Source organism: Streptomyces sp. x-19 (genome assembly GCF_046549115.1).
In the GTDB taxonomy this organism is placed as follows: Bacteria; Actinomycetota; Actinomycetes; order Streptomycetales; family Streptomycetaceae; genus Streptomyces; species Streptomyces albulus_C.
Genome location: NZ_JAJPWK010000005.1, coordinates 157,117 through 180,761, shown reverse-complemented (window position 1 = coordinate 180,761; position 23,645 = coordinate 157,117). Strand labels below are relative to the sequence as shown.

3 protein-coding genes are annotated in these 23,645 nt (G+C 74.2%); 2 read left to right on the top strand and 1 reads right to left on the bottom strand.

Translation table 11 applies throughout. From position 1 onward, the window contains the following. The first annotated feature begins 150 nt into the window (after positions 1–150). On the top strand, positions 151–1,272 hold the full coding sequence (locus tag ACLJT4_RS15550; RefSeq protein WP_411122911.1) for a tyrosine-protein phosphatase: 1,122 nt from the start codon (positions 151–153) through the stop codon (positions 1,270–1,272). 564 nt (positions 1,273–1,836) lie between these two features. Here ACLJT4_RS15550 and ACLJT4_RS15545 read toward each other — a convergent pair. Then, the gene (locus ACLJT4_RS15545) at positions 1,837–22,188 is read right to left on the bottom strand and encodes a type I polyketide synthase (protein WP_411123179.1); all 20,352 of its coding nucleotides are present in this window, start codon (positions 22,186–22,188) and stop codon (positions 1,837–1,839) included. Between the two features lie 252 nt (positions 22,189–22,440). On the opposite strand from ACLJT4_RS15545, the gene ACLJT4_RS15540 reads away from it, so the two are divergent. Next, positions 22,441–23,631, top strand: a complete 1,191-nt coding sequence (locus ACLJT4_RS15540; protein ID WP_411122910.1) for a cytochrome P450 — start codon at positions 22,441–22,443, stop codon at positions 23,629–23,631. Positions 23,632–23,645: the final 14 nt, after the last annotated feature.

The window sequence follows — 23,645 nt, the reverse complement described above, 5'->3', positions numbered from 1 at the left end:
CGTCGGTCGACCGGGCCCCGCACTGCCCGTTGCCCGGGGAGAGCGCCGGCAGCGCCTCCGCGTCGGCCCGCCGGGCGCGGTGCCCCGGAGTGTCCCGCCCCCTCCACGAAACTAGATAATTCCGTCTGTTTCGGGCCGTACGGTTTCGTCATGAACTCCCCTTCCTCGGCGGCGGTGTTGTCCGCCCGCCGCATCGCCATCTCGTTCGTGGCCGCCGTATCGGCAGTGGGGGGCGCCACGCCGCTCGCCGTGGCCGATCCCCTCGGCCCGTCCCCCGAAGCCGGCCAGCACGCCCCGCGGGAACCGCTCGCCGCACACGGGATACCGTTCACCGACGCCACGGTGACCCAGCAGGAGGACGGCTCGTTCCTCGTGGCCTGGAGGGCGCCCGGTGTCGCCTCGGTGACCGTGTACGCCGACGGCCGGGCCGTGGCGCGCGGCGGTACCGAGGCCCGCGTCACCGTGCGCGGACTGCCCGCCGTCGACCGCCGGTGGTTCCGCCTCGTCCCCGACCAGGGCGACCCGCTCACCCTCGCCGACCGCTCGCTGCACCTGCCGAGCACGCCCAACTTCCGTGACGTGGGCGGCTACCGCACCACCGACGGCCGGTGGGTCAAGATGGGCGTGCTGTACCGCACCAATGGCCTGCACGGGCTCTCCAACGCCGACCTGGCCGTGCTCCAGCGGCTGGGCATCCGTACGGATCTGGACCTGCGCATGCCCGCCGAGCGCGCCGAGGCCCCGGACCGGGTGCCGGCGGGCGCGCACTACGTCACCGCCGACGTCATGGGCGGGGACGTCGATCCTGTGCTGCCCGCCACGGCCGCGGCGTCCGCGCGGATGATGGCCGGCGTCTACCGGACGTACGTCTCCAAGGGCTCCGCGCTCGACGCCTACCGCACGCTGTTCCGGCTCGCCGACACCCCCGAGGCCGTCCCGATGGCCTTTCACTGCACGGGCGGCAAGGACCGCACCGGCTGGGGCAGCGCCGCCCTGCTCACGGCCCTGGGGGTGGACCGCGACACTGTCATGCGGGACTACCTGGCCACCAACGACTACATGGCGGCGCACAACGCCGAGTCCCTCGCCAAGGAGACCCCTGCCACGGCCGCCCGTCTCAAGCCGATCCTGGACGCCAGGATCCGGTACCTCAACACGGCCTTCGACGAGGTCAAGGCACAGTTCGGCACCTTCGACACCTATCTGCGGCAGGGGCTGGGCCTGAGCCAGCAGGACCTGGCGCGACTGCGCGAGAAGCTGCTCGTCGCCTGACCGGCCGCCCGGCCCGTGGACCGACCACGAACGGACGGCGGACGGACCCGCGAACAGACCGCAGACCGACTGCTGAGGGACGGCAGCGGGAACGTACGGAGAAACGGCCCTCCCGGCGCGCTGCCGGGAGGGCCGTCGTGGTTCACCGTGACGTGCCGGCACCGTGGCTCCTGTGGCTCCCGGCCGGCATCCGCGGGGTTTCCCCCTGACGGACGCGACCCGGCGAGTCGGGCCCCTCGGTGCGTTTTCCCCGCTCGCGGGCGCGTTGGAAGGAGATCACGCCCCACTTCGACCGCTGAGCACGGCGCGCCCGGCGGGGTTCCGTCCCGCTGAGCGCGCGGAAAGTCCGTTGCTCCGGTGCGTCGCACCGGAGCAACGGACTTTCCGCTTGCGCGTTTCCGCTTCCCGCTTCGCTCCTTCCGCCTTCGTCCGTCCCCGTCGGTCCCCGTTCGTCCCAGTCCGTCCCCAAGTCAACGTGGTGACGCGGGGCCCCGGTCCGCCCGCGGACCGGGATGCCGGGGCGGCGGGCGGTGGTCCCGCCACCGCCCGCCGCCCCGACGATCCCTAGGACAGGCCGATCTCGTTGTCGAGGAGGTCGAAGACCTCCTCGTCGGAGGCGGATTCGAAGTCGAAGTCCGCGTCGGATCGGGGAGCCTGCCGCCCGGTTGCCGTGGAGGCGTCCCGCAGGGCGTCCCACTTCGTCCGGAGGACCTCCAGACGACCGGCCACCTGCTCGTGGACCTCCTCCGTGACGGCGAGCCCGCCGAAGGCCCTCTCCAGCCGTTCGAGCTCGCCCAGGAGCGCCTCCGGGCCGGAGGCCGCCTCGGGGGCGATCCGGGCGTGGAGGTGGTCGACCAGCTCCGCCGGCGTCGGGTAGTCGAAGAGCAGGGTCGCCGGCAGGCGGATCCCGGTGAGGGCACCCAGCCGGTTGCGGAGTTCGACCGCGGTGAGGGAGTCGAAACCGAGGTCCAGGAAGGCACGGTCCTCGTCGATCTCCGCGGCCCCGGTGTGTCCGAGGACCACCGCCACCTGGCCGCGCACGGCGTCCAGGACGACCTCGCGGACCTCCGCCGTCGACCGGCCGGTCAGGCGCCGGACGAAGGCCGCCGCCGCGTCACCGTCCGCGGTGGCCGCCGCCCGGCGCCCCGGGACCCGGATCAACCCGCGGAGCAGGGACGGAACCTCGCCCTGCCGACGCAGTGCCGCCAGGTCCAGGCGGACCGGAAGCGCGGCGGGCCGGTCGGCGGCGAGCGCGGCGTCGAAGAGGGCCAGGCCCTCCTCGACGGACAGCGGCGGCATACCCGAACGGGCCATGCGCTGCACGTCGGCCTCGGACAGCGTGCCGGTCATGCCACTGTCCTGCGACCACGGGCCCCACCCGAGCGAGGTGGCCGGCAGTCCTCGTTCCCTGCGGTGCTGCGCCAGGGCGTCCAAGAAGGCGTTGCCCGCCGCGTAGTTCGCCTGACCCGCACTGCCGAAGGTACCGGCGACCGACGAGAAGACCACGAACGCGTCCAGCTCCAGGTCCTTGGTGGCCTCGTGCAGATGCCAGGCGGCATCCACCTTGGGCCGCAGGACCGCCGCCAACCGCTCGGCCGTCAACGACCCCACCACACCGTCGTCGAGGACACCCGCCGTGTGCACCACCGCACCGATCCGATGCCCGGAAACCAACGCCCCGACAGCACCCCGATCCGACACATCACACGCCACGACCGAAACCTCGGCACCACACCGACCCAGCTCCGCCACCAACTCCTCGACGCCCTCGGCATCCGGACCCCGCCGACTGACCAACAGCAGACTCCGCACCCCGTGCTCAGCCACCAAATGCCGCGCCACCACACGCCCCAGACCACCGGTACCACCAGTGATCAACACCGTCCCGGAGTTCCAGGAGGTGGCGGGTTCCGGAGCGTCCGGGCGTTCGGTCCGGGCCACCCGCGGAGCGAGGACCTGGTCGGCGCGCACCAGCAACTGCGGTTCGTCCGACGCCAACGCCCGCGGCAGGAGCGCCACTTCGGCCTCCTCCGCCACGTCCACCAGGCCGAAGCGGCCCGGGTTCTCCGCCTGCGCCGAGCGCACCAGGCCCCACACCGCCGCACCCGCGAGGTCCGCTCCGGACACCGCGCCGCGGGTGACGAACACCAGCCGCGCGTCGGCGAACCGCTCGTCGGCCAACCACGACTGCACCCTCGCCAGAGCCCAGGCGGCCGCGGCGTGGACGGACTCCACCGTCCCGGCGGGCGCGACGGCCGGCGGGGCGAACACGACGTCGGGGACACCGGCCTCCGCCAGGTCGTCGAGGTCCGCGTGGGGCTGGAGCGCCAGTTCGTCGAGGATGCCGTGGGCGTCCTTGCCGAGCACGGCCAGCGAGTCGGCCGGCTCGTCCGCGAGGTGGATGCCGGTCCAGTCGACCTGGAAGAGCGCGTCGCGGTCGCCCGTCTGCAACTGCCCGGTGCTGATCGGGCGCGCGGTCAGGGACCGGACCGAGGCCACCGGCGCGCCGGTCGGGTCGGCGAGGGCGATCTGCGTGCCGTCGTCGGTGGAGCGCAGCCGGACCCGCACCCGGGAGGCACCGGACGCGTGCAGAGAAACACCGCTCCAGGAGAAGGGGACACCGGCCTCGGCCGCTCCCCCACCGCCCAGGAGCCCCGCGTGCAGGGCGGCGTCGAAGAGCGCGGGGTGCAGCGCGTAGGCGGCACCGTCGGTCCCCTCGGGAAGCTGGACCTCGGCGTAGACGTCCGCGTCGAGCCTCCAGGCGGCCCGCAGGCCCCGGAACACCGGGCCGTACGCGAACCCGGCGTCCGCGAAGTCCTCGTAGCAGACCGCCACGTCGAGCGGCTCGGCGCCCTGCGGGGGCCAGACCGCCGCCTCGAACGCCACCACCCCCTCGGTGGCCGGGACCACCGCACCGCTGGCGTGCAGCGTCCAGGGGCCATCGCCCTCGCGGGCGTGGACGGACACCGGTCGGCGTCCCTCGTCCTCGGGCTCGCCCATCCACACCTGCACCTGCACCGCGGACCCCGACGCGGGCAGCACCAGCGGCGCGGCCAGCGTCAGTTCCTCCAGCGCAGCGCAGCCGACCTCGTCGGCCGCCCGCAGCACCAGCTCGACCAGCGCCGTTCCCGGCACCAGTACCGATCCCAGCACCACGTGGTCCGCCAGCCACGGTTGCGCGGACGTCGACAGTCGTCCGGTGAACAACTGGCCGCCGGAGTTGGCGAGTTCGACCGCGGCGCCCAGGAGCGGATGCCCGGTCGAGCCCAGTCCCGCGGACCGCACGTCACCCGCCCGAGCCGCCCCGCCCGCCGGCCAGAACCGCTCGTGCTGGAACGCGTACGTCGGCAGGTCCACCCACCGCGCACCCGAACCGGCGAGGACGGCGGACCAGTCGACCGGCACGCCGTGGGCGTGCAGCCGCGCCACCGCCGTGAGCGGTGCCGCCGCCTCGGGCCGGTCCTTGCGCAGCGCGGGGACCAGCGCCGACCCGTCCGCGGCGGATTCCGCGGCGAGCGCGGAGAGGGCACCGTCGGGGCCCAGCTCCAGGAAGCGCGTCACGCCCTGGGCCGCCAGCGCGGCGACCCCGTCGGCGAACCGTACGGCCGCGCGGACGTGGTTGACCCAGTACTCCGCGGAGCACAGCTCCTCCGCGGTGGCGGGCTCGCCGGTGACGTTGGAGATGACGGGCAGGCGCGGCGCGTTGTACGTCATGCCGTCGGCGACGGTGCGGAACTCGTCGAGCATCGGTTCCATGAGCGGCGAGTGGAAGGCGTGCGAGACCCGAAGCCGGGTGGTCTTGCGGCCCTCCCCTTCGAAGTGCGCGGCCACGGCCAGCACGTCGTCCTCCGCACCGGAGACCACGACCGACGACGGACCGTTGACCGCCGCGATCGACACCGTCTCCGACACGTGCGGCAACGCCTCTTCCTCCGTCGCCTGGATCGCCACCATGGCTCCGCCGGAGGGCAGTTGCTGCATGAGCCGACCGCGGGCCGCCACCAGGGCGCAGGCGTCGGAGAGGGAGAAGACGCCGGCGACGTGCGCGGCGGCGATCTCCCCGACCGAGTGCCCCAGGAGGTGGTCCGGGCGGACGCCCCACGACTCCACCAGCCGGTACAGCGCCACCTCGATCGCGAACAGTGCCGCCTGGGCGTACCCGGTCCGGTTCAGCAGCTCCGCGTCCTCACCCCAGACGACCTCGCGCAGCGGGCGGTCCAGGTGCGTGTCCAGGGCGGTGCACACCGCGTCGAACGCCGCCGCGAACACCGGCTGGGTGCGGTGCAACTCCCGTCCCATACCGAGGCGTTGCGAGCCCTGGCCGGAGAAGAGGAAGGCGAGCCTGCCCGACCGGGCGCGATCGTGCGCCACGACGGCCGGCTCCGTGCGGCCGTCGGCCAGGGCCGACAGCGAGCGCAGCAGGTCCTCCCGGTCCGCGGCCAGGATCACCGCACGGTGGGAGAACGCCGCACGGCCGGTCGCCAGCGCGTGGGCGACGTCGGTGACCCGGGTCCTGGGGTCGGCGTCGGCCAGACGGGCCAGCAGTCGGGCCGCCTGGGCCCGCAGCGCCGGCTCGCTCCGGCCCGACAGCAGCACCGGCACCGACGCGGCGGCATCGGCCGCCCCGTCCTCGGTGCCGTCCGGTGCGGCCTCGTCCGTGACCGGCTCGGGCTGCTCCAGGATGACGTGCGCGTTCGTCCCGCTGATCCCGAAGGAGGAGACGCCCGCGCGACGCGGGCCCTCGCCCTGCGGCCACTCGACCGCGGAGGCCAGCAGCTCCACCGCACCGGAGTCCCAGTCCACGTGGGACGACGGGGCATCGGCGTGCAGCGTCCGCGGCAGCACACCGTGCCGCATCGCCAGCACCATCTTGATGACACCCGCCACACCCGCCGCGGCCTGGGCGTGACCGATGTTCGACTTGATCGAACCCAACCACAACGGCCGGTCCACCGACCGATCCTGCCCGTAAGTCGCCAGCAGCGCCTGCGCCTCGATCGGGTCACCCAACGTCGTGCCCGTACCGTGCGCCTCCACCGCGTCCACGTCCGCAGCCGACAACCCCGCACTGGCCAACGCCTGCCGGATCACCCGCTGCTGCGACGGACCGTTCGGCGCCGTCAGACCATTCGACGCACCGTCCTGGTTCACCGCGGAACCCCGCACGGTCGCCAGGATGCGGTGCCCGTTGCGGCGCGCGTCCGACAGGCGCTCCAGCACCAGGATGCCGACGCCCTCACCCCAGCCGACGCCGTCGGCGCCGTCGGAGAACGCCTTGCAGCGCCCGTCCTCGGCGAGACCGCCCTGGCGGGAGAACTCCACGAACGTCGACGGCGTCGACATCACCGTCACGCCGCCCGCGAGCGCCAACGAGCATTCGCCCTGCCGCAGCGACTGGGCCGCCAGGTGCAGCGCCACCAGCGACGACGAGCACGCCGTGTCGACCGTGATGGCGGGGCCCTCGAAACCGAAGGTGTAGGACACCCGGCCCGAGGCGACACTGCCCGCGCTGCCGCTGCCCTGGTAGCCCTCGAACTCGCGCCCGGACAGCAGCGTGGAGTAGTCGTGGTACATCACGCCGGCGAAGACACCGGTCCGGCTGCCGCGCAGGGTGGCCGGGTCCATGCCGGCCCGCTCCAGCGCCTCCCAGGTCGTCTCCAGCAGCAGTCGCTGCTGGGCGTCGGTGGTCAGGGCCTCGCGGGGGCTCATCCCGAAGAACTCCGGGTCGAACTGCGCCGCGTCCTTGAGGAACCCACCGGAGCGGGTGGCGATGGCGCCCTCGCCGTCGGGGTCGTGGGTGTCGTCGATCTCCCAGCCGCGGTCGGTGGGGAAGTCGGACACCGCGTCCACGCCCTCGGACACCAGGCGCCACAGGTCCTCCGGCGAGGCGACGCCGCCCGGGAACCGGCAGCTCATGCCGACGATCACCACGGGGTCGTCCGTCAGGGACGGGAGGGCGGACACGGCGAGCGGCGCCGCGGTGTCCGCGCCGAACAGCTCGCCCAGGAGGTGGTCCGCCAGGACGTCGGCCGTCGGGTAGTCGAACACGGCTGTCGCCGGGAGCCGCACTCCGGTGGCCCTGGCCAGTACGTTGCGGAGTTCGATGGCGGTCAGCGAGTCGAAGCCGAGGTCCTGGAAGGCCCGGTCCGGGGCGACCGTCTCCGGGCCCGCGTGCCCCAGGACCGCCGCGATCTGGGCTCGTACGACGTCGAGCAGCGCCGCGCGCCGCTCCGCCGTGGACAGCCCGGTCAGGCGCGGTGCCAGGCCGGCCGCCGCGACGGCACCGGACCGGCGGGTCCGCGTGCGGATCAGGCCGCGCAGCAACGGCAGCGGCTCGCCCTGTGCGCGGAGCGCCGCGAGGTCCAGGCGGACGGGCAGCGGCGCGGGCTCACCGGTGCCGAGCGCGGCGTCGAAGAGGGCCAGGCCCTCCTCGGTCGACAGCGGCGGCATGCCCTGACGGGCCAGGCGCCGGAGGTCGACGTCCGTGAGGGTGCCGGTCATCCCACTGTCCTGGGTCCACGCCCCCCACGCCAGCGACGCGGCGGGCAGTCCCTGCGCGCGACGGTGGCGTGCCAACGCGTCCAAGAAGGCGTTCGCCGCCGCGTAGTTGCCCTGGCCGGGGCTGCCGACCGTGCCGGCCACGGACGAGAACACCACGAACGCGTGCAGGTCGCGGTCCTTGGTCGCCTCGTGCAGGTGCCAGGCCGCATCGGCCTTCGGCCGCAACACCCCGGCCAGGCGCTCCGGAGTCAACGACTCCACCACGCCGTCGTCGAGGACGCCGGCCGTGTGCACCACGGCCGTCGGCTCATGCCGGCTGATCAGGTCGGCCACCGCCGCCGCGTCCGAGACGTCGCACGCCTCGACCACCGCTTCCGCGCCGGCCCGCGCCAGTTCGGCCACGAGCTCGGGGGCGCCCTCGGCAGTCAGGCCACGCCGGCTGACCAGCAGCAGGCTCCGCACGCCGTGGGCGGCCACCAGATGCCGCGCCACCGCACTGCCCAGGCCCCCGGTACCGCCGGTGACGAGAACCGTTCCGTCGGTGTCCCAACGCTCCGCGTGCTCCGCGTGGGCACGGGCCAGCCGCGGTGCCAGCACCTCGGTGCCGCGCACCAGCAGTTCCGGTTCGTCGGTCGCGAGGGCCTGCGCCAGCACGCTCCGGTCGGCGTCGTCGTCGAGGTCCACCAGGCCGAAGCGCTGCGGGTTCTCCGACTGCGCCGAGCGGACCAGGCCGTGCACGGCGGCGGCCGCAAGGTCCCCGCCGGACACCGCGCCCCGGGTCACGAACACCAGGCGCGAGGACGCGAACCGCTCCTCCGCCAACCACGCCTGCACGGTTTCCAGCGCCCAGGCGGCGGTGCGGTGCACGGACTCCATCACGGCCGCGGCGTCGGCGGGGGGTGTGACGAGGACCGTCGCCGGCACGGTCGGGCCGGTCAGGTCCGCGAGGGTCCGCAACGGCTCGCCCTGCGGTCCGGTGCCCGGTTCGATGCGTTCACCGGTGAGCGGGACGGGGACCCAGTCGACCGTGAAGAGGCTGTCCCGGTCGGCGGCCTGTACCTGCGCGGCCGAGAGCGGACGCGCCACCAGGGAGTCCACGGAGGCGACCGGGGCACCGGAGGTGTCCGCGAGCACCACGGACATGCCGTTCGCGGTGGTGCGGATCCGGACGCGGAGGTGGGAGGCCCCGGAGGCGTGCAGGGCGACTCCGCTCCACGAGAAGGGGACGCCGGTCACGTCCCCGTCGCCGGCTGCCGCCGCGTGCAGGGCGGCGTCGAAGAGCGCGGGGTGCAGGCCGTAGGTGCCGCCGTCCGTGCCCTCCGGGAGGCTCACCTCGGCGTAGACGTCCGCGCCGAGCTTCCAGGCGGCCCGCAGGCCCCGGAACACCGGGCCGTACGTGAGCCCCGCGTCGGCGAGCGCGTCGTAGCAGTCCGCAGCGTCCACCGGCTGGGCGCCCGGCGGGGGCCAGGCCGCGACGTCGAAGGCGACCGCTCGGGCCCCCGAGGTCACCGCACCGTTGGCGTGCAGGGTCCAGGGGCCCTCGGTCTGCCGGGCGTGCACCGACGCCGAGCGGCGGCCCGACTCATCCGGTTCGCCCAGCCACACCTGCACCTGCACTCCGCCGCCCGAGGCGGGCAGTACCAGCGGGGCGGCCAGCGTCAGCTCCTCCAGCAGGTCGCAGCCGACCTCGTCGGCCGCCCGGAGCACCAGCTCCACCAGCGCCGTTCCGGGCACCACCACCGATCCGAGCACCACGTGGTCCGCCAGCCACGGATGGGCGGACGACGAGAGCCGTCCGGTGAACAACAGCCCCCCGGAACCGGCCAGTTCGACCGCGGCGCCGAGCAGCGGGTGCGCCGGGGAGTCCAGGCCCGCGAACCGCACGTCGCCGGAGCGCGCCACCCGACCCGACGGCCAGAACCGCTCGTGCTGGAACGCGTACGTCGGCAGGTCCACCCACCGCGCACCCGTACCGGCGTACAGCGCCGCCCAGTCGACGCCGGCGCCGTGGACGTGCAGGTGCGCCAGGGCACCGAGCAGCGCCGTCTCCTCGGGCCGGTCCTTGCGCAGGACGGGGGCGAGCACCACGTCGTCCGGCAGTGACTCCTCGGCCATCGCCGACAGCACGCCGTCCGGACCGAGTTCGAGGAAGCGCGTCACGCCTTCCTGGTGCAGCGCCGCCACCCCGTCCGCGAATCGCACCGCCTCGCGCACGTGCCGGACCCAGTAGTCGGCCTGGCGGAGCTGTTCGGGCTCGGCCGGGCGGCCGGTCAGGTTCGAGACGACGGGGAGCGTCGGCGCGCCGAAGGACAGCCGCGCCACCACGGCGCGGAACTCGTCGAGCATCGGTTCCATGAGCGGCGAGTGGAAGGCGTGCGAGACCCGAAGCCTGCTGGTCTTGCGGCCCTCCCCTTCGAAGTGCGCGGCCACGGCCAGCACGTCGTCCTCCGCACCGGAGACCACGACCGACGACGGACCGTTGACCGCCGCGATCGACACCTCCGGCGTCAGGTGCGGAAGGACCTCCTCTTCCGTCGCCCTGATCGCCACCATCGCCCCGCCCGTGGGCAGTTGCTGCATCAGGCGACCCCGGGCCGCCACCAGCGCGCACGCGTCCGGAAGGGAGAAGACCCCCGCCACGTGTGCCGCGGCGACCTCGCCGATCGAATGGCCGGCCACGAAGTCGGCGCGCACGCCCCACGCCTCCGTCAACCGGTACAGCGCCACCTCCAGCGCGAACAACCCGGCCTGGGCGTAGGCGGTCTGGTTCAACAGGTCCGCGTCCTCGCCCCACACGACGTCCCGCAGGGGACGGTCCAGGTGCTCGTCCAAGGCGGCGCACACCGCGTCGAACGCCGCCGCGAACACCGGCTGACTGTCATACAACTCCCGTCCCATGCCGAGGCGTTGGGACCCCTGGCCGGAGAACAGGAAGGCCGTCCTGCCCGCGCCGGTCGTGCCCTCCACCAGGCCGGCGTCGGCCTCGCCGACCGCGAGGGCGGACAGGGCGAGCACCAGCGCCTCGCGGTCCTGGCCCCACACCACCGCGCGGTGGGGGAAGCTCGCCCGTGCGGTCACCAGGGAGTGGCCGATGTCCCGCGCGGAGCGCGCGTCGCGGCCGGCGACGTGGGACAGCAGACGGGCCGCCTGGCCGCGCAGTGCGGCCTCGCTCCGGCCGGAGAGGACCCACGCCAGCGCGCCGGGCTCCTCCTCGGCGACGTCAGGTGCGGCGTCGTCCGCGATCGGTTCGGGCTGCTCCAGGATGACGTGCGCGTTCGTCCCGCTGACGCCGAAGGAGGAGACGCCCGCGCGGCGCGGGCCCTCGCCCTGCGGCCACTCGACCGCGGAGGCCAGCAGCTCCACCGCACCGGCGCTCCAGTCCACATGGGACGACGGCGCGTCGACGTGCAGCGTCCGCGGCAGCACACCGTGCCGCATCGCCAGCACCATCTTGATGACACCCGCCACACCCGCCGCGGCCTGGGCGTGACCGATGTTCGACTTGATCGAACCCAACCACAACGGCCGGTCCACCGACCGATCCTGCCCGTAAGTCGCCAGCAGCGCCTGCGCCTCGATCGGGTCACCCAACGTCGTGCCCGTACCGTGCGCCTCCACCGCGTCCACGTCCGCAGCCGACAACCCCGCACTGGCCAACGCCTGCCGGATCACCCGCTGCTGCGACGGACCGTTCGGCGCCGTCAGACCATTCGACGCACCGTCCTGGTTCACCGCGGAACCCCGCAGCACGGCCAGCACCCGGTGCCCGTTGCGGCGCGCGTCCGACAGGCGCTCCAGCACGAGCATGCCCACGCCCTCACCCCAGCCGACGCCGTCCGCGCCGTCGCCGAACGACTTGCACCGTCCGTCCGCCGCCAGGCCGCGCTGCCGCGAGAACTCCACGAACATCGTCGGGGTGGAGAGCACCGTCACGCCGCCGGCCAGGGCCAGCGAGCACTCGCCCGAACGCAGCGCCTGCGCAGCGAGGTGCAGCGCCACCAGCGACGACGAGCACGCCGTGTCGACCGTCACCGCCGGGCCCTCGAAACCGAAGGTGTAGGACACCCGGCCCGAAGCGACGCTGGCCGCGCTGCCGTTGCTGCGGTAGCCCTCGAACTGGTCGGCGACCAGGAGCTGTTCGTAGTCGCCGTACATCACGCCGGCGAAGACACCGGTCCGGCTGCCGCGCAGCGACGTCGGGTCGATGCCCGCCCGCTCGATGGCCTCCCAGGTGGTCTCCAGCAGCAACCGCTGCTGGGAGTCCGTCGCCAGCGCTTCCCTGGGGCTCATCCCGAAGAACCCGGGGTCGAACTCCGGTGCCTCGTGGAGGAAGCCGCCGGAGTGGCTGTACGAGGTGCCGATGGCCTCGGGGTCGGGGTTGTAGAGGGACTCCACGTCCCAGCCGCGGTCCGTCGGGAAGTCGGACACCGCGTCCGTGCCCTCGGACACCAGGCGCCACAGGTCCTCCGGGGAGGCGACGCCGCCCGGGTAGCGGCAGCTCATGCCGACGATCACCACCGGGTCGTCGGCCGCTGCCAGCGGGTTCGGGCCCGCGGGCACCGGCGCGTCCTGGTCGTGGGCGCCGAACAGCTCGTCCAGGAGGAAGTCGACGAGCACGCCCGCCGAGGGGTAGTCGAACACCGCGGTGGACGAAAGGCGCATGCCGGTGGCCGCGTTGAGCCGGTTGCGCAGCTCGACGGCGGTCAGGGAGTCGAAACCGAGGTCCTGGAAGGCACGGTCCGGGTCGACCGTCTCCGGGCCCGCGTGGCCCAGGACGACCGCGACCTGGGCGCGCACCAGGTCCAACAGGGCCTCGCGCCGTTCCACCGTGCCCAGCGCCGACAGGCGCTCCACGAGGCCGGCGACCGCGGCGGAGCCGGCCACCGTCGAGCGGCGGACCCGGGTCCTGACCAGGCCGCGCAGCACCGCCGGCACGTCGTCCTGCTTCCGCAGTGCGGCCAGGTCGAGGCGGACGGTCAGGACGAGCGCGTCGTCGGCGGCCAGCGCGGCGTCGAAGAGCGCGGCGCCCTCCGCGGGGCTGAGTGCGGGCATGCCCGCACGGGCGATCCGCTGGAGGTCGGCGTCCGTCAGCGTGCCGGTCATGCCGCCGTCCTGCGACCACGGGCCCCACGCCAGGGACGTGGCGGGCAGTCCGGCCGTGCGGCGGTGGTGCGCCAGGGCGTCCAAGAAGGTGTTGCCCGCCGCGTAGTTGGCCTGTCCGGCGCCGCCCCAGAGGCCGGAGACGGACGAGAAGAGGACGAACGCGGCGAGGTCCAGGTCCTTGGTGGCCTCGTGCAGATGCCAGGCGGCATCCACCTTGGGCCGCAGGACCGCCGCCAACCGCTCGGCCGTCAACGACCCCACCACACCGTCGTCGAGAACACCCGCCGTGTGCACCACCGCACCGATCCGATGCCCGGAAACCAACGCCCCGACAGCACCCCGATCCGACACATCACACGCCACGACCGAAACCTCGGCACCACACCGACCCAGCTCCGCCACCAACTCCTCAACACCCTCGGCATCCGGACCCCGCCGACTGACCAACAGCAGACTCCGCACCCCGTGCTCAGCCACCAAATGCCGCGCCACCACACGCCCCAGACCACCGGTACCACCAGTGATCAACACCGTCCCGGCGGCGTCCCAGGGGGCGCCGGTCCGGGCCCGCGTCACCGGCGCCCGTTCCAGCCGCGCCGCCAGCACCGCGCCGTCGCGCAGCAGGAGCTGCGGCTCGTCCGCGGCCAGGGCCCGCGGCAGGACCGCGGGGTCCGCGTCGGGGCCGAGGTCCACCAGGCCGAACCGGCCCGGGTGCTCCGACTGCGCCGACCGCACCAGGCCCCACACGGTGGCCCCGGTGAGGTCCGTGCCGTCCACCGCGCCGCGCGTGGCGAACACCAGCCGCGAGGTGGCGAACCGCTCGTCCGCCAGCCAGGACTGGACCAGCGCCAGCGTCTGGGCGGCGGTGGCGTGCGCCGCCTCCACCACGTCGTCGGGGGCGGCCGTCACCGGCACCACCACCGCGCCCGGCAGCTGTCCGGCCTCGGCCAGGGCCGCCAGGTCCGGGTAGCTGTCGAACGGTGCGCCGGGCAGGGAGCCGAGCAGGGCCACGGACTCCGCGGCCCCGGCCGGGGGAAGCCGGACCGGGTTCCACTGCAGGCGGAACAGCGCGTCACGCCCGATCCGGTCCGCGGCGCCCGCCGACTGCTCGGTGGCGGGCGCCCGCAGGTCGAGGGTGCCGATGGAGGCGACCGGCTCGCCGGAGGTGTCGGCGACCTCGACGGACAGCGTGTCGCCGCCGTGCTGGACGATCCGGGCGCGCACGGCCGCGGCGCCGGAGGCGTGGAGCGAGACGCCCTCCCACGAGAAGGGCAGCACGCCCCGGTCCAGGCCGTCGAGGGCCCAGGCGTGCAGGGTCGCGTCCAGGAGCGCCGGGTGCAGACCGTACGCGGACGCGTCGCCCTCGGCGACGTCGGGCAGGGCGACGTCGGCGAACACCTCGTCGCCCCGGCGCCATGCGGCGCGCAGGCCCTGGAAGTGCGGTCCGTAGTCGTATCCGCTCGCGGCCAGTTGCGGGTAGAGGCCGGTCAGGTCGACGGGTTCGGCGCCGGCGGGCGGCCAGGACTCGGCCTGGAAGTCGTAGCCGGCGTGGGCCGCCTGCTCGCCGGGCGTCAGCACGCCGCTCGCGTGCTGGGTCCACGGCCGGTCGCCGTCGCCTTCCGGACGGGAGCGGATGGTGACCGGCCGGCCGCCGGCCTCGTCGGCGGGGCCGACGTGCAGTTGCAGCTGCACGCCGCCGTGCTCGGGCAGCACCAGCGGGGCGGCCAGGGTGAGTTCCTCGATCCGGTCGCAGCCCGCCTCGTCGGCGGCCCGGACGGCGAGTTCGACGAAGGCCGTTCCCGGCAGCAGCACCGAGCCGTTCACCGCGTGGTCGGCCAGCCACGGGTGCGACTGGAGCGACAGGCGTGAGGTGAACAGCAGCCCGGCGCCGTCGGACAGTTCCACGGCGGCGCTCAGCAGCGGGTGCCCGGCCGCGTCGAGGCCGGCCGCGCCGAGGTCGCCGGTGGCGGTGCGGTCGGGGACGGGCCAGTAGCGCCGGTGCTGGAAGGCGTACGTCGGCAGGTCGACGGCGTGCGCGTCGGTGCCGGCGAAGAGCGCGGCCCAGTCGACCGCGGTGCCCTGCGCGTGGAGCTGGGACAGGGCCGCGAGCAGCGTCGGCTCCTCGGCGCGGTCCTTGCGCAGCGCGGGGACGACCGTGGTCTCGTCCGGCAGCGACTCGCGGGCCATGGCCGCGAGGGTGCCGTCGGGGCCCAGCTCCAAGAAGCGCGTCACGCCCGCGTCGTGGAGGGCGCGGATGCCGTCCGCGAACCGTACGGCCTCGCGGACGTGGGTGACCCAGTAGTCGGGGGTGCGCAGGTCGTCCGGGGTGGCCGGGGCGCCGGTCACGTTGGAGACGACGGTCAGGTGCGGCTCGTCGTACGTCAGGTTCTCCGCAACGGCGCGGAAGTCGGCGAGCATCGGTTCCATCAGCGGCGAGTGGAACGCGTGCGAGACCCGCAGCAGGCTGGTCTTGCGGCCCTCGCCGGCGAAGTGCGCGCGGACCGCCTCGACGGCGTCCTCGGCCCCGGAGACGACCACGGACGACGGGCCGTTGACGGCCGCGATCGCGACGTCGTCGGTGAGCCGCGGGCGGACCTCGTCCTCGGTGGCCCGGATCGCCGCCATGGTGCCGCCGGCCGGCAGCGCCTGCATCAGCCGTCCGCGGGCCGCCACCAGGGCGCAGGCGTCGGCCAGTGAGAACACGCCGGCCACGTGGGCCGCGGCGATCTCCCCGACCGAGTGCCCGGCGACGTACTCCGGCCGCACTCCCCAGGACTCCACCAGGCGGAACAGCGCGACCTCGACGGCGAACAGTGCGGCCTGGGCGTGGCCGGTCTGGTTCAGCGGTTCCGGGTCCTCGCCCCACACCACGTCGCGCAGCGGGCGGTCCAGGTGCGCGTCGAGGCCGGCGCACACCGCGTCGAACGCCGCCGCGAACACCGGGTGGGTGCCGTACAACTCCCTTCCCATACCGAGGCGTTGCGCCCCCTGGCCGGAGAAGAGGACGGCGTCCTTGCCGTCGTGCGCGGTGCCCGTGGTCAGTGCGCCGTCGGCGCCGCCCTCGGCGAGGGCGGCCAGGGCGCGCACCGCGGTCTCGTGGCTGTCGGCCGCGACGGCGGCGCGGTGGCCGAAGGCCGTCCGCCCGGCCAGCGTGAACGCGAGGTCCGCGAGCCGCGCTTCGGGCGCACGGTCGAGGTGGGCCAGCAACCGGGCCGCCTGGTCCCGTACCGCACGGTCGGACTTGCCGGACAGCAGCAGGGGGACCGGCGTCACGGGGGCGACCGACGGCGTCTCGTCCTCGGTCGGTTCGGCCTGCTCCAGGATCACGTGCGCGTTGGTGCCGCTGACGCCGAACGCGGAGACGCCGGCGCGCCACGGGCGGTCCGTCTCGGGCCACGGCAGCGGCTCGGTGAGCAGCTCGACGGCGCCCGCGGTCCAATCGACGTGCGGGGTGGGCGCGTCGACGTTCAGGGTGCGGGGCAGCACGCCGTGGCGGAGGGCCAGGACCATCTTCATGACGCCGGCCACGCCGGCGGCGGCCTGGGTGTGTCCGAAGTTGGACTTCAGGGTCCCCAGGAGCAGCGGACGGTCCTGCGGACGGTCCTGCCCGTACGTGGCGAGCAGTGCCTGGGCCTCGATGGGGTCGCCGAGCCGGGTGCCCGTGCCGTGCGCCTCGACGGCGTCGACGTCGGACGCTGCCACTCCCGCGTTGGCGAGTGCCTGGCGGATGACGCGCTGCTGGGACGGGCCGTTGGGCGCGCTCAGTCCGTTGGAGGCGCCGTCCTGGTTGACCGCCGAGCCGCGGACGACGGCGAGCACCTGGTGCCCGTTGCGCCGGGCGTCCGAGAGCCGCTCCACGAGCAGCAGTCCGACGCCCTCGGCCCAGCCGGTGCCGTCGGCCGCCGCCGCGAACGGCTTGCAGCGGCCGTCCTCGGACAGGCCGCGCTGCCGCGAGAACTCCACGAACGTCTCCGGCGTCGCCATCACCGTCACGCCACCGGCGAGCGCCAGCGAGCACTCGCCCGACCGCAGCGACTGCACCGCCATGTGCAGGGCCACCAGCGACGACGAGCACGCCGTGTCGACGGTGACGGCCGGGCCTTCGAAGCCGTAGGTGTACGACACCCGGCCGGAGACCACGCTCATCGAGTTGCCGGTGAGCGAGTGGCCGGTGACGTCCTCCCGGCCGGCGTTCAGCACCGAGCGGTAGTCCTGGGTGTTGGTGCCCACGAAGACGCCGGTGCTGCTGCCCCGCAGGGTCTCCGGGTCGAGGCCGGCCCGTTCGAGGACCTCCCAGGACGCCTCCAACAGCAGCCGCTGCTGCGGGTCCATGGCGAGGGCCTCGCGCGGCGAGATGCCGAAGAACTCGGCGTCGAAGTCGGCCGCCTCGTAGAGGAAGCCGCCCCCGCGGGCGTAGCTCGTGCCCGGGTGCTCGGGGTCGGGGTGGTAGAGCCGGTCGAGGTTCCAGCCCCGGTCGTCGGGGAGGACGGAGATGGCGTCCCGGCCCTCGGCCAGCAGCTCCCAGAGGTCTTCGGGCGACTGCACGCCGCCGGGGAACCGGCCGGCCATGCTCACGATCGCCACCGGCTCGTCGAAGGCGGCGACGGTCCGTTCCACGACGGCCGTGGTCTGTTCCGTGCCCAGGACCTCGGCGAGCAGGTACGCGGTGACCGCGCTGGGCGTGGGGTGGTCGAACAGCAGGGTGGTGGGCAGGGCGAGGCCGGTCACCGTGGCCAGGCGGTTGCGCAGCTCGACCGACATCAGCGAGTCGAAGCCCACGTCGCGGAAGGCCCGCCGCGCCTCGATGCCGTCCGCCGAGTCCAGTCCGAGGGTCTTCGCGGCCTCCTCCTGGACCGTCTGCAGCACCACTCGTTCCCGCTCGTCGGCGGAGAGCGCGCCGAGCCGGCCGCCGAGCGGGGAGGAGTCCGCGCGCGCGGACTCGGGCGCGGCGGCCAGGACGCGGCGCGCCTCGGGCAGGTCGGCGAGGAGCGGACTGGGGCGGACCGCGGTCAGGGCGGGGGCGTACGCCGTCCAGTCCACGTCGGCCACGGTCACGTTCGTCAGCCCCTGGGCCAGTGCCTGGCGGAGGGCGGCGAGCGCGGAGGCCGGGGCCATGGGGATCAGTCCGTCGCGGCTCACCCGGTCGGCGACGTTGCTCTGCGTCGCCATGCCGAGGTCCGCCCAGGCGCCCCAGGCCGTCGCGGTGGCCGGCAGTCCCTGCGCGCGCCGGTGCTCGGCGAGCGCGTCGAGGAAGGTGTTGGCGGCGCTGTAGTTGGCCTGCCCGGCGTTGCCCAACGAGCCGGCGATCGAGGAGAACAGCACGAACAGTTCCAGGTCGAGGTCCCGGGTGAGTTCGTGGAGGTTCAGGGCGGCGGTGGCCTTGGGGCGCAGCACGGCCTCGAAGCGTTCGAGGGTCAGCGCGTCCAGCATGCCGGCGTCCATGACGCCGGCGGCGTGCACGACGCCGGTGAGGGGCGTCTCGGCGGGGATGTCCGCGAGGACAGCGGCCAGGGCGTCGCGGTCGGCGGCGTCGCAGGCGACGATGGTGACCGGGGTTCCCCGGTCGGTGAGTTCGGCCGCGAGTTCCGGTGCGCCGGGGGCCGCCAGACCGCGGCGGCTGGTGAGCACCAGGTGTTCCGCACCGGCCTCGGCGAACCAGCGCGCGAGTTCGGTGCCGAGCGCACCGGTGCCACCGGTGATCAGCACCGTGCCGTGGGCGGTCCACCCGGCGCCGGAGTCGCCGCCGGGGGCGATCCGGGCCAGGCGGCGGGCGAAGGTCCCGGCGGCGCGGATCGCGACCTGGTCCTCCGCCCCGGCGAGCACGTCGAGGAGGCCGGAGACGGCCCGGGCGTCCGGGGTTTCGGGGAGGTCGACGAGTCCGCCCCAGATCCGCGGGTACTCCAGCGCAGCCACCCGGCCGAAGCCCCAGAGCTGCGCCTGGAGCGGGTTGGTGAGCGCGTCCCGGTCGTCGACGGCGACGGCGCCGCGGGTCGCGCACCACAGCGGGACCTGCTTGCCGGAGCCTTCCACGGCGCGCAGCAGGGCGGTGGTGGCGGCCAGGCCGCGCGGTACGGAGGTCAGGTGGGGGTGCGGGCGCTCGTCCAGGGCCAGCAGCGACAGCACGCCGTCGATCGGGCCGTCGGGCCAGGCGAGGGGCTCGGACGGGTCCTCGGTGCCGGTGAGCACCAGCACCTCGGTGTGCAGCCCCTGAGCGCGCAGCGCGTCGAGGAGCCGGGCGGTCCACGGGTCGTCGGTGACGCTGTCGGGCAGCGCGACGAGCCAGTTCCCGGTGGCGGTGAAGCCGGTGCGGGCGGTGACCGGGGTCCAGCCCGCCCGGTAGCTCCAGCCGTCCGCCACCGCCTGGGTCCTGCGCTGCCTGCGCCATGCCGAGAGCGTGGGCAGGAGGCTGCCGAGCGAGTCGACCGTGCTGCCGTCGATGGCCAGGACGGCCGAGAGTCCTTCCAGGTCCTCGCGTTCGACGGCTTCCCAGAATCCGGCCTCGCCGGCCTCGGCGGCGTCGGCGACGGCATCGGGTCCGCCGGTGGCCGCGTCGGCGGCGTCCAGCCAGAACCAGCGGCGCTGGAAGGCGTAGGTCGGCAGCTCGACACGGTGGGCGTCGAGCGGGCCGAGCAGAGCGGTCCAGTCGACGGGGACGCCGTGCGCGGACAGGGCGGCGACGCCCTCGGAGAGGGACTGGGCCTCGGGGTGGCCGCCGCGCAGGAGGGACAGCAGGAGCGGCCGTTCGAGGGTGGTCAGGGAGTCCTGGACCATCGTGGTGAGCACGCTGGTGGGGGCGAGTTCGACGAACGAGGTGACGCCCTCGGCCTCCAGGGTGCGCACGGTGTTGCAGAAGCGGACGCCCTCCCTGATCTCCCGGACCCAGTAGTCGGGGGTGCGCAGGTCGTCGTCGACGGCGAGTTCCCCGGTGACCGTGGAGACGACCGGGATGCGCGGGGCGTGGTACTCCAGGGTCTCGGCGACCCGCCGGAAGTCCTCCAGGATGCTGTCCATGCGCGGGCAGTGGCCGGCGACCCGTACCTTGATCCGCTTGACCCGGCGCCCCTGGCCCTCCCAGTGGGCGGCGACGTCGGCGACGACGTCCTCGTCGCCGGCGATGACCTGGGCCTGCGGTCCGTTGACCGCGGCGATGGTGGCGCGGTCCTCCTTGCCGGCGAGGGAGGCCCAGATCTCCTCCTCGGTGGCCTGCACGGCCACCATGGCGCCGCCCGGGGGCAGCGTCGCCATGAGGGCGCCACGGGCCGCGACGAGCTTCGCGGCGTCCTGGAGGGAGAGGATGCCGGAGACGTGGGCGGCGGTGAGCTCGCCGACGGAGTGGCCGGCGACGAACTGCGGTGTGACGCCCCAGGATTCGACGAGCCGGAACAGCGCGGTGGCGAAGGCGAAGAGCGCGGGCTGGGTGTAGTCGGTGCGGTCGAGCAGGGCGGCCTCGTCCGTGCCCTCCTCGGCGAAGACGATGTCGCGCAACGGCCGTTCGAGGTACGGGTCGCATGCGGCGCAGACCGCGTCGAAGGCCGCGGCGAACACCGGGTATGCGGCGTGCAGTTCGCGTCCCATGCCCGTCCGCTGGGGGCCCTGGCCGGTGAACAGGAACGCGGCCGGCGCCTGGGCGGCGACGCCGGTCACCAGCCCCGCCGCGGTGCGGCCCTCGGCGAGGGCGTCCAGGCCGCGGAGGAAGGCGTCGCGGTCGCCCGCGACGACGGCGGCGCGGTGCTCCATGAGGGACCGGGTGGTGACCAGGGAGTGGGCGACGTCGGCCGGTTCGAGGGCGGCACGGGCGCGGACGTGGCGGCCGAGTTGCGCCGCCTGGGCCCGCAGGGCCTCGCCGGTCCGCGCGGACAGGACCCAGGGCAGCACGCCCGGCCGGGCGGCCGGCGCGGGCGCCGGCTCGGACACGGCCTCGGGCTCGGGTGCCTGTTCCAGCACGACGTGGGCGTTGGTGCCGCTGATGCCGAAGGACGAGACGGCGGCGCGGCGCGGGCGGTCCGACTCCGGCCAGGGCTCGGGCTCGGCGAGGAGCTTGGCGTTGCCCTCGCTCCAGTCGGCGTGCGGGGTGGGCGCGTCCATGTGCAGGGTCTGCGGCAGCACGCCGTGCTGCATCGCCAGGACCATCTTGATGACGCCGGCGATGCCCGCGGCCGACTGGGTGTGCCCGATGTTGGACTTCATGGAGCCGATCAACACGGGCCGGTCCGCCGGGCGTTGCTGTCCGTACGTGGCGAGCAGGGCCTGCGCCTCGATGGGGTCGCCGAGCCGGGTCCCGGTGCCGTGGGCCTCCACGGCGTCGACGTCGGCGGAGCCGAGCCCGGAGTCGGCCAGTGCCTGGCGGATGACGCGCTGCTGGGACGGGCCGTTGGGGGCGGTGAGCCCGTTGGAGGCGCCGTCCTGGTTGACGGCCGAGCCCCTCAGCACCGCGAGCACGGGGTGGCCGTTGCGCACCGCGTCGGAGAGCCGCTCGGCGACCAGCAGGCCGACGCCCTCGCCCCAGGCCGTGCCGTCGGCGGCCGCGGCGAACGGCTTGCAGCGGCTGTTGGCGGCCAGGCCACGCTGACGGGCCAGGTCCACGAACATCTGCGGGGTCGACATGATCGTCGCGCCGCCGACCAGGGCCAGGTTGCACTCGTCCCGCCGCAGCGACTGCGCCGCCAGGTGCAGCGCCACCAGCGACGAGGAGCACGCGGTGTCCACGGTCAGGGCGGGGCCTTCGAGGCCGAGGACGTAGGAGATCCGGCCGGAGGCGACGCTGATGAGGTTGCCGGTGAGCAGATGCCCGCCGGTCTCCTCCGTCCGCTGCGTGCTGTCCGCGTCGTAGCCGGCGTGGTTGGTGCCGACGAACACGCCGGTGTGGCTGCCCGCGAGGGACTGCGGGGCGATGCCGGCGCTCTCCACGGCCTCCCACGCGGTCTCCAGCAGCAGCCGCTGCTGCGGGTCCATGGCGAGCGCCTCGCGCGGCGAGATCCCGAAGAATCCGGGGTCGAACTCGCCCGCGTCGTAGAGGAATCCGCCCTCGTGGGCGTACGTGGTGTCCTGGCGCTCCGGATCGGGGTCGTGGAGCCCGTCGAGGTCCCAGCCGCGGTTCCCGGGGAAGGCGCCCATCGCGTCGACTCCGCCGTGGAGCAGCTCCCACAACTCCTGCGGCGACCGCACGCCGCCGGGGAAGCGGCAGGCCATCGACACGATCGCGATGGGTTCGCGCTGCTTCTGCTCCGTCTCGTCCAATTGCTGGCGAGTCTCTTGGAGGTCCGCGATCGCGCGCTTGAGGTACTCGCGAAGCTTCGCCTCGTTCGACATCAGAATGCCAACCCCTCATGGAATGCCGGTTCTGGGGCACAGAGCGACGACACTCACGTCTGACCCACTGTTCCCGGTCATCCTCAACCGAGGCGTACTGCGGGTTTCCGTAGTCTCACCGGCGCGACGGCAGATCCGCGCCACGGCGGCCAAATAGCGCTAAGAGATTCCGGGTCACCTGGCCACTAGCGTCGCGCTTCCGCGCGTACACGCACCGTGCGCGGCGCTCTACCGCACTTCTGAAAGGGATCTTTCATGACCGCCCCCCACCGTGATCTGCCGTCCCTCGACCTCGAACCGCCCGGCTTGCTGCGCGTCAGCCCGCTCCTGCGCGACCTCCAGGAACGGGGGCCGGTCTGCCTGGTGCGTACCCCCGCCGGGGACGAGGGCTGGCTGGTGACCCGTCACACCGTGCTCAAGCAGCTGCTGAACGACGAACGCATCGGCCATTCGCACCCGGACCCGGCGAACGCGGCACAGTACGTGCGCAACCCGTTCCTGGACCTGATGATCGCCGACACCGACGCCGAGACCGCCCGCCGCACGCACACCGAGTCCCGCCGGCTCCTGGCCCCGATGTTCTCCGCCCGGCGGGTGCGCGAGATGGAGCCGCGGGTAGCGGCGGTCGTGGACGCCGTGCTGGACGACTTCACCGCCCAGGAGCCGCCCGCCGACCTGCACGGCGGGGTGTCCGTGCCGGTGGCGAGGACGGTGCTCTGCGACATCATCGGCGTGCCGCCGCAGGGCCGCGAACACCTCACGGCGCTGCTGTCCCAGACGGCCGTGCTCGGGGACCGCGAGGGGGTGCAGCGCACGCAGCGCGACCTGTACGCCTTCGTCGGGGAGCTGGTCCGGCGCAAGCGGGCCGAACCGGGCCAGGACATCATCACCCGCCTGACCGAGGGCGGGCTGTCCGACGAGCGCGTGACGCACCTGGCCGTGGGCCTGCTGTTCGCCGGGTTGGACAGCGTCGTGACCATCATGGACCACGGCGTGGTGCTGCTGGCGACCCACCCCGAGCAGCGGGCGGCGGCGCTGGCGGACCCGGACGTGATGACGCACGCCGTCGAGGAAGTGCTGCGGGCCGCGAAGGCCGGCGGGTCGATCCTGCCGCGCTACGCCACGGAGGACCTGACGGTCGGCGGAGAGACGATCCGGGCCGGGGACCTGGTCCTGTTCGACTTCAGCCTCCCCAACTTCGACGAGCGGGCCTTCGACGTGCCGGAGCGGTTCGACGTCACCCGGAGCCCCAACCCGCATCTGACCTTCGCGCACGGGATGTGGCACTGCATCGGCGCGCCCCTGGCGCGGATCGAGCTGAACACGGTCTTCACCCAGTTGTTCACGCGCCTGCCCGACCTGCGACTGGCGCTGCCGGCGGGCGAACTGGCGGAGAACGAAGGCCGGTTGTCCGGCGGGCTCAGTGAGCTGCCGGTGACCTGGTAGTCGACGCGACGCAA

Excerpts from the sequence above, each read along its gene's own strand:
- ACLJT4_RS15550 (WP_411122911.1), top strand. The coding sequence starts at position 151 with ATGAACTCCCCTTCCTCGGCGGCGGTGTTGTCCGCCCGCCGCATCGCC.
- ACLJT4_RS15540 (WP_411122910.1), top strand. The coding sequence starts at position 22,441 with ATGACCGCCCCCCACCGTGATCTGCCGTCCCTCGACCTCGAACCGCCC.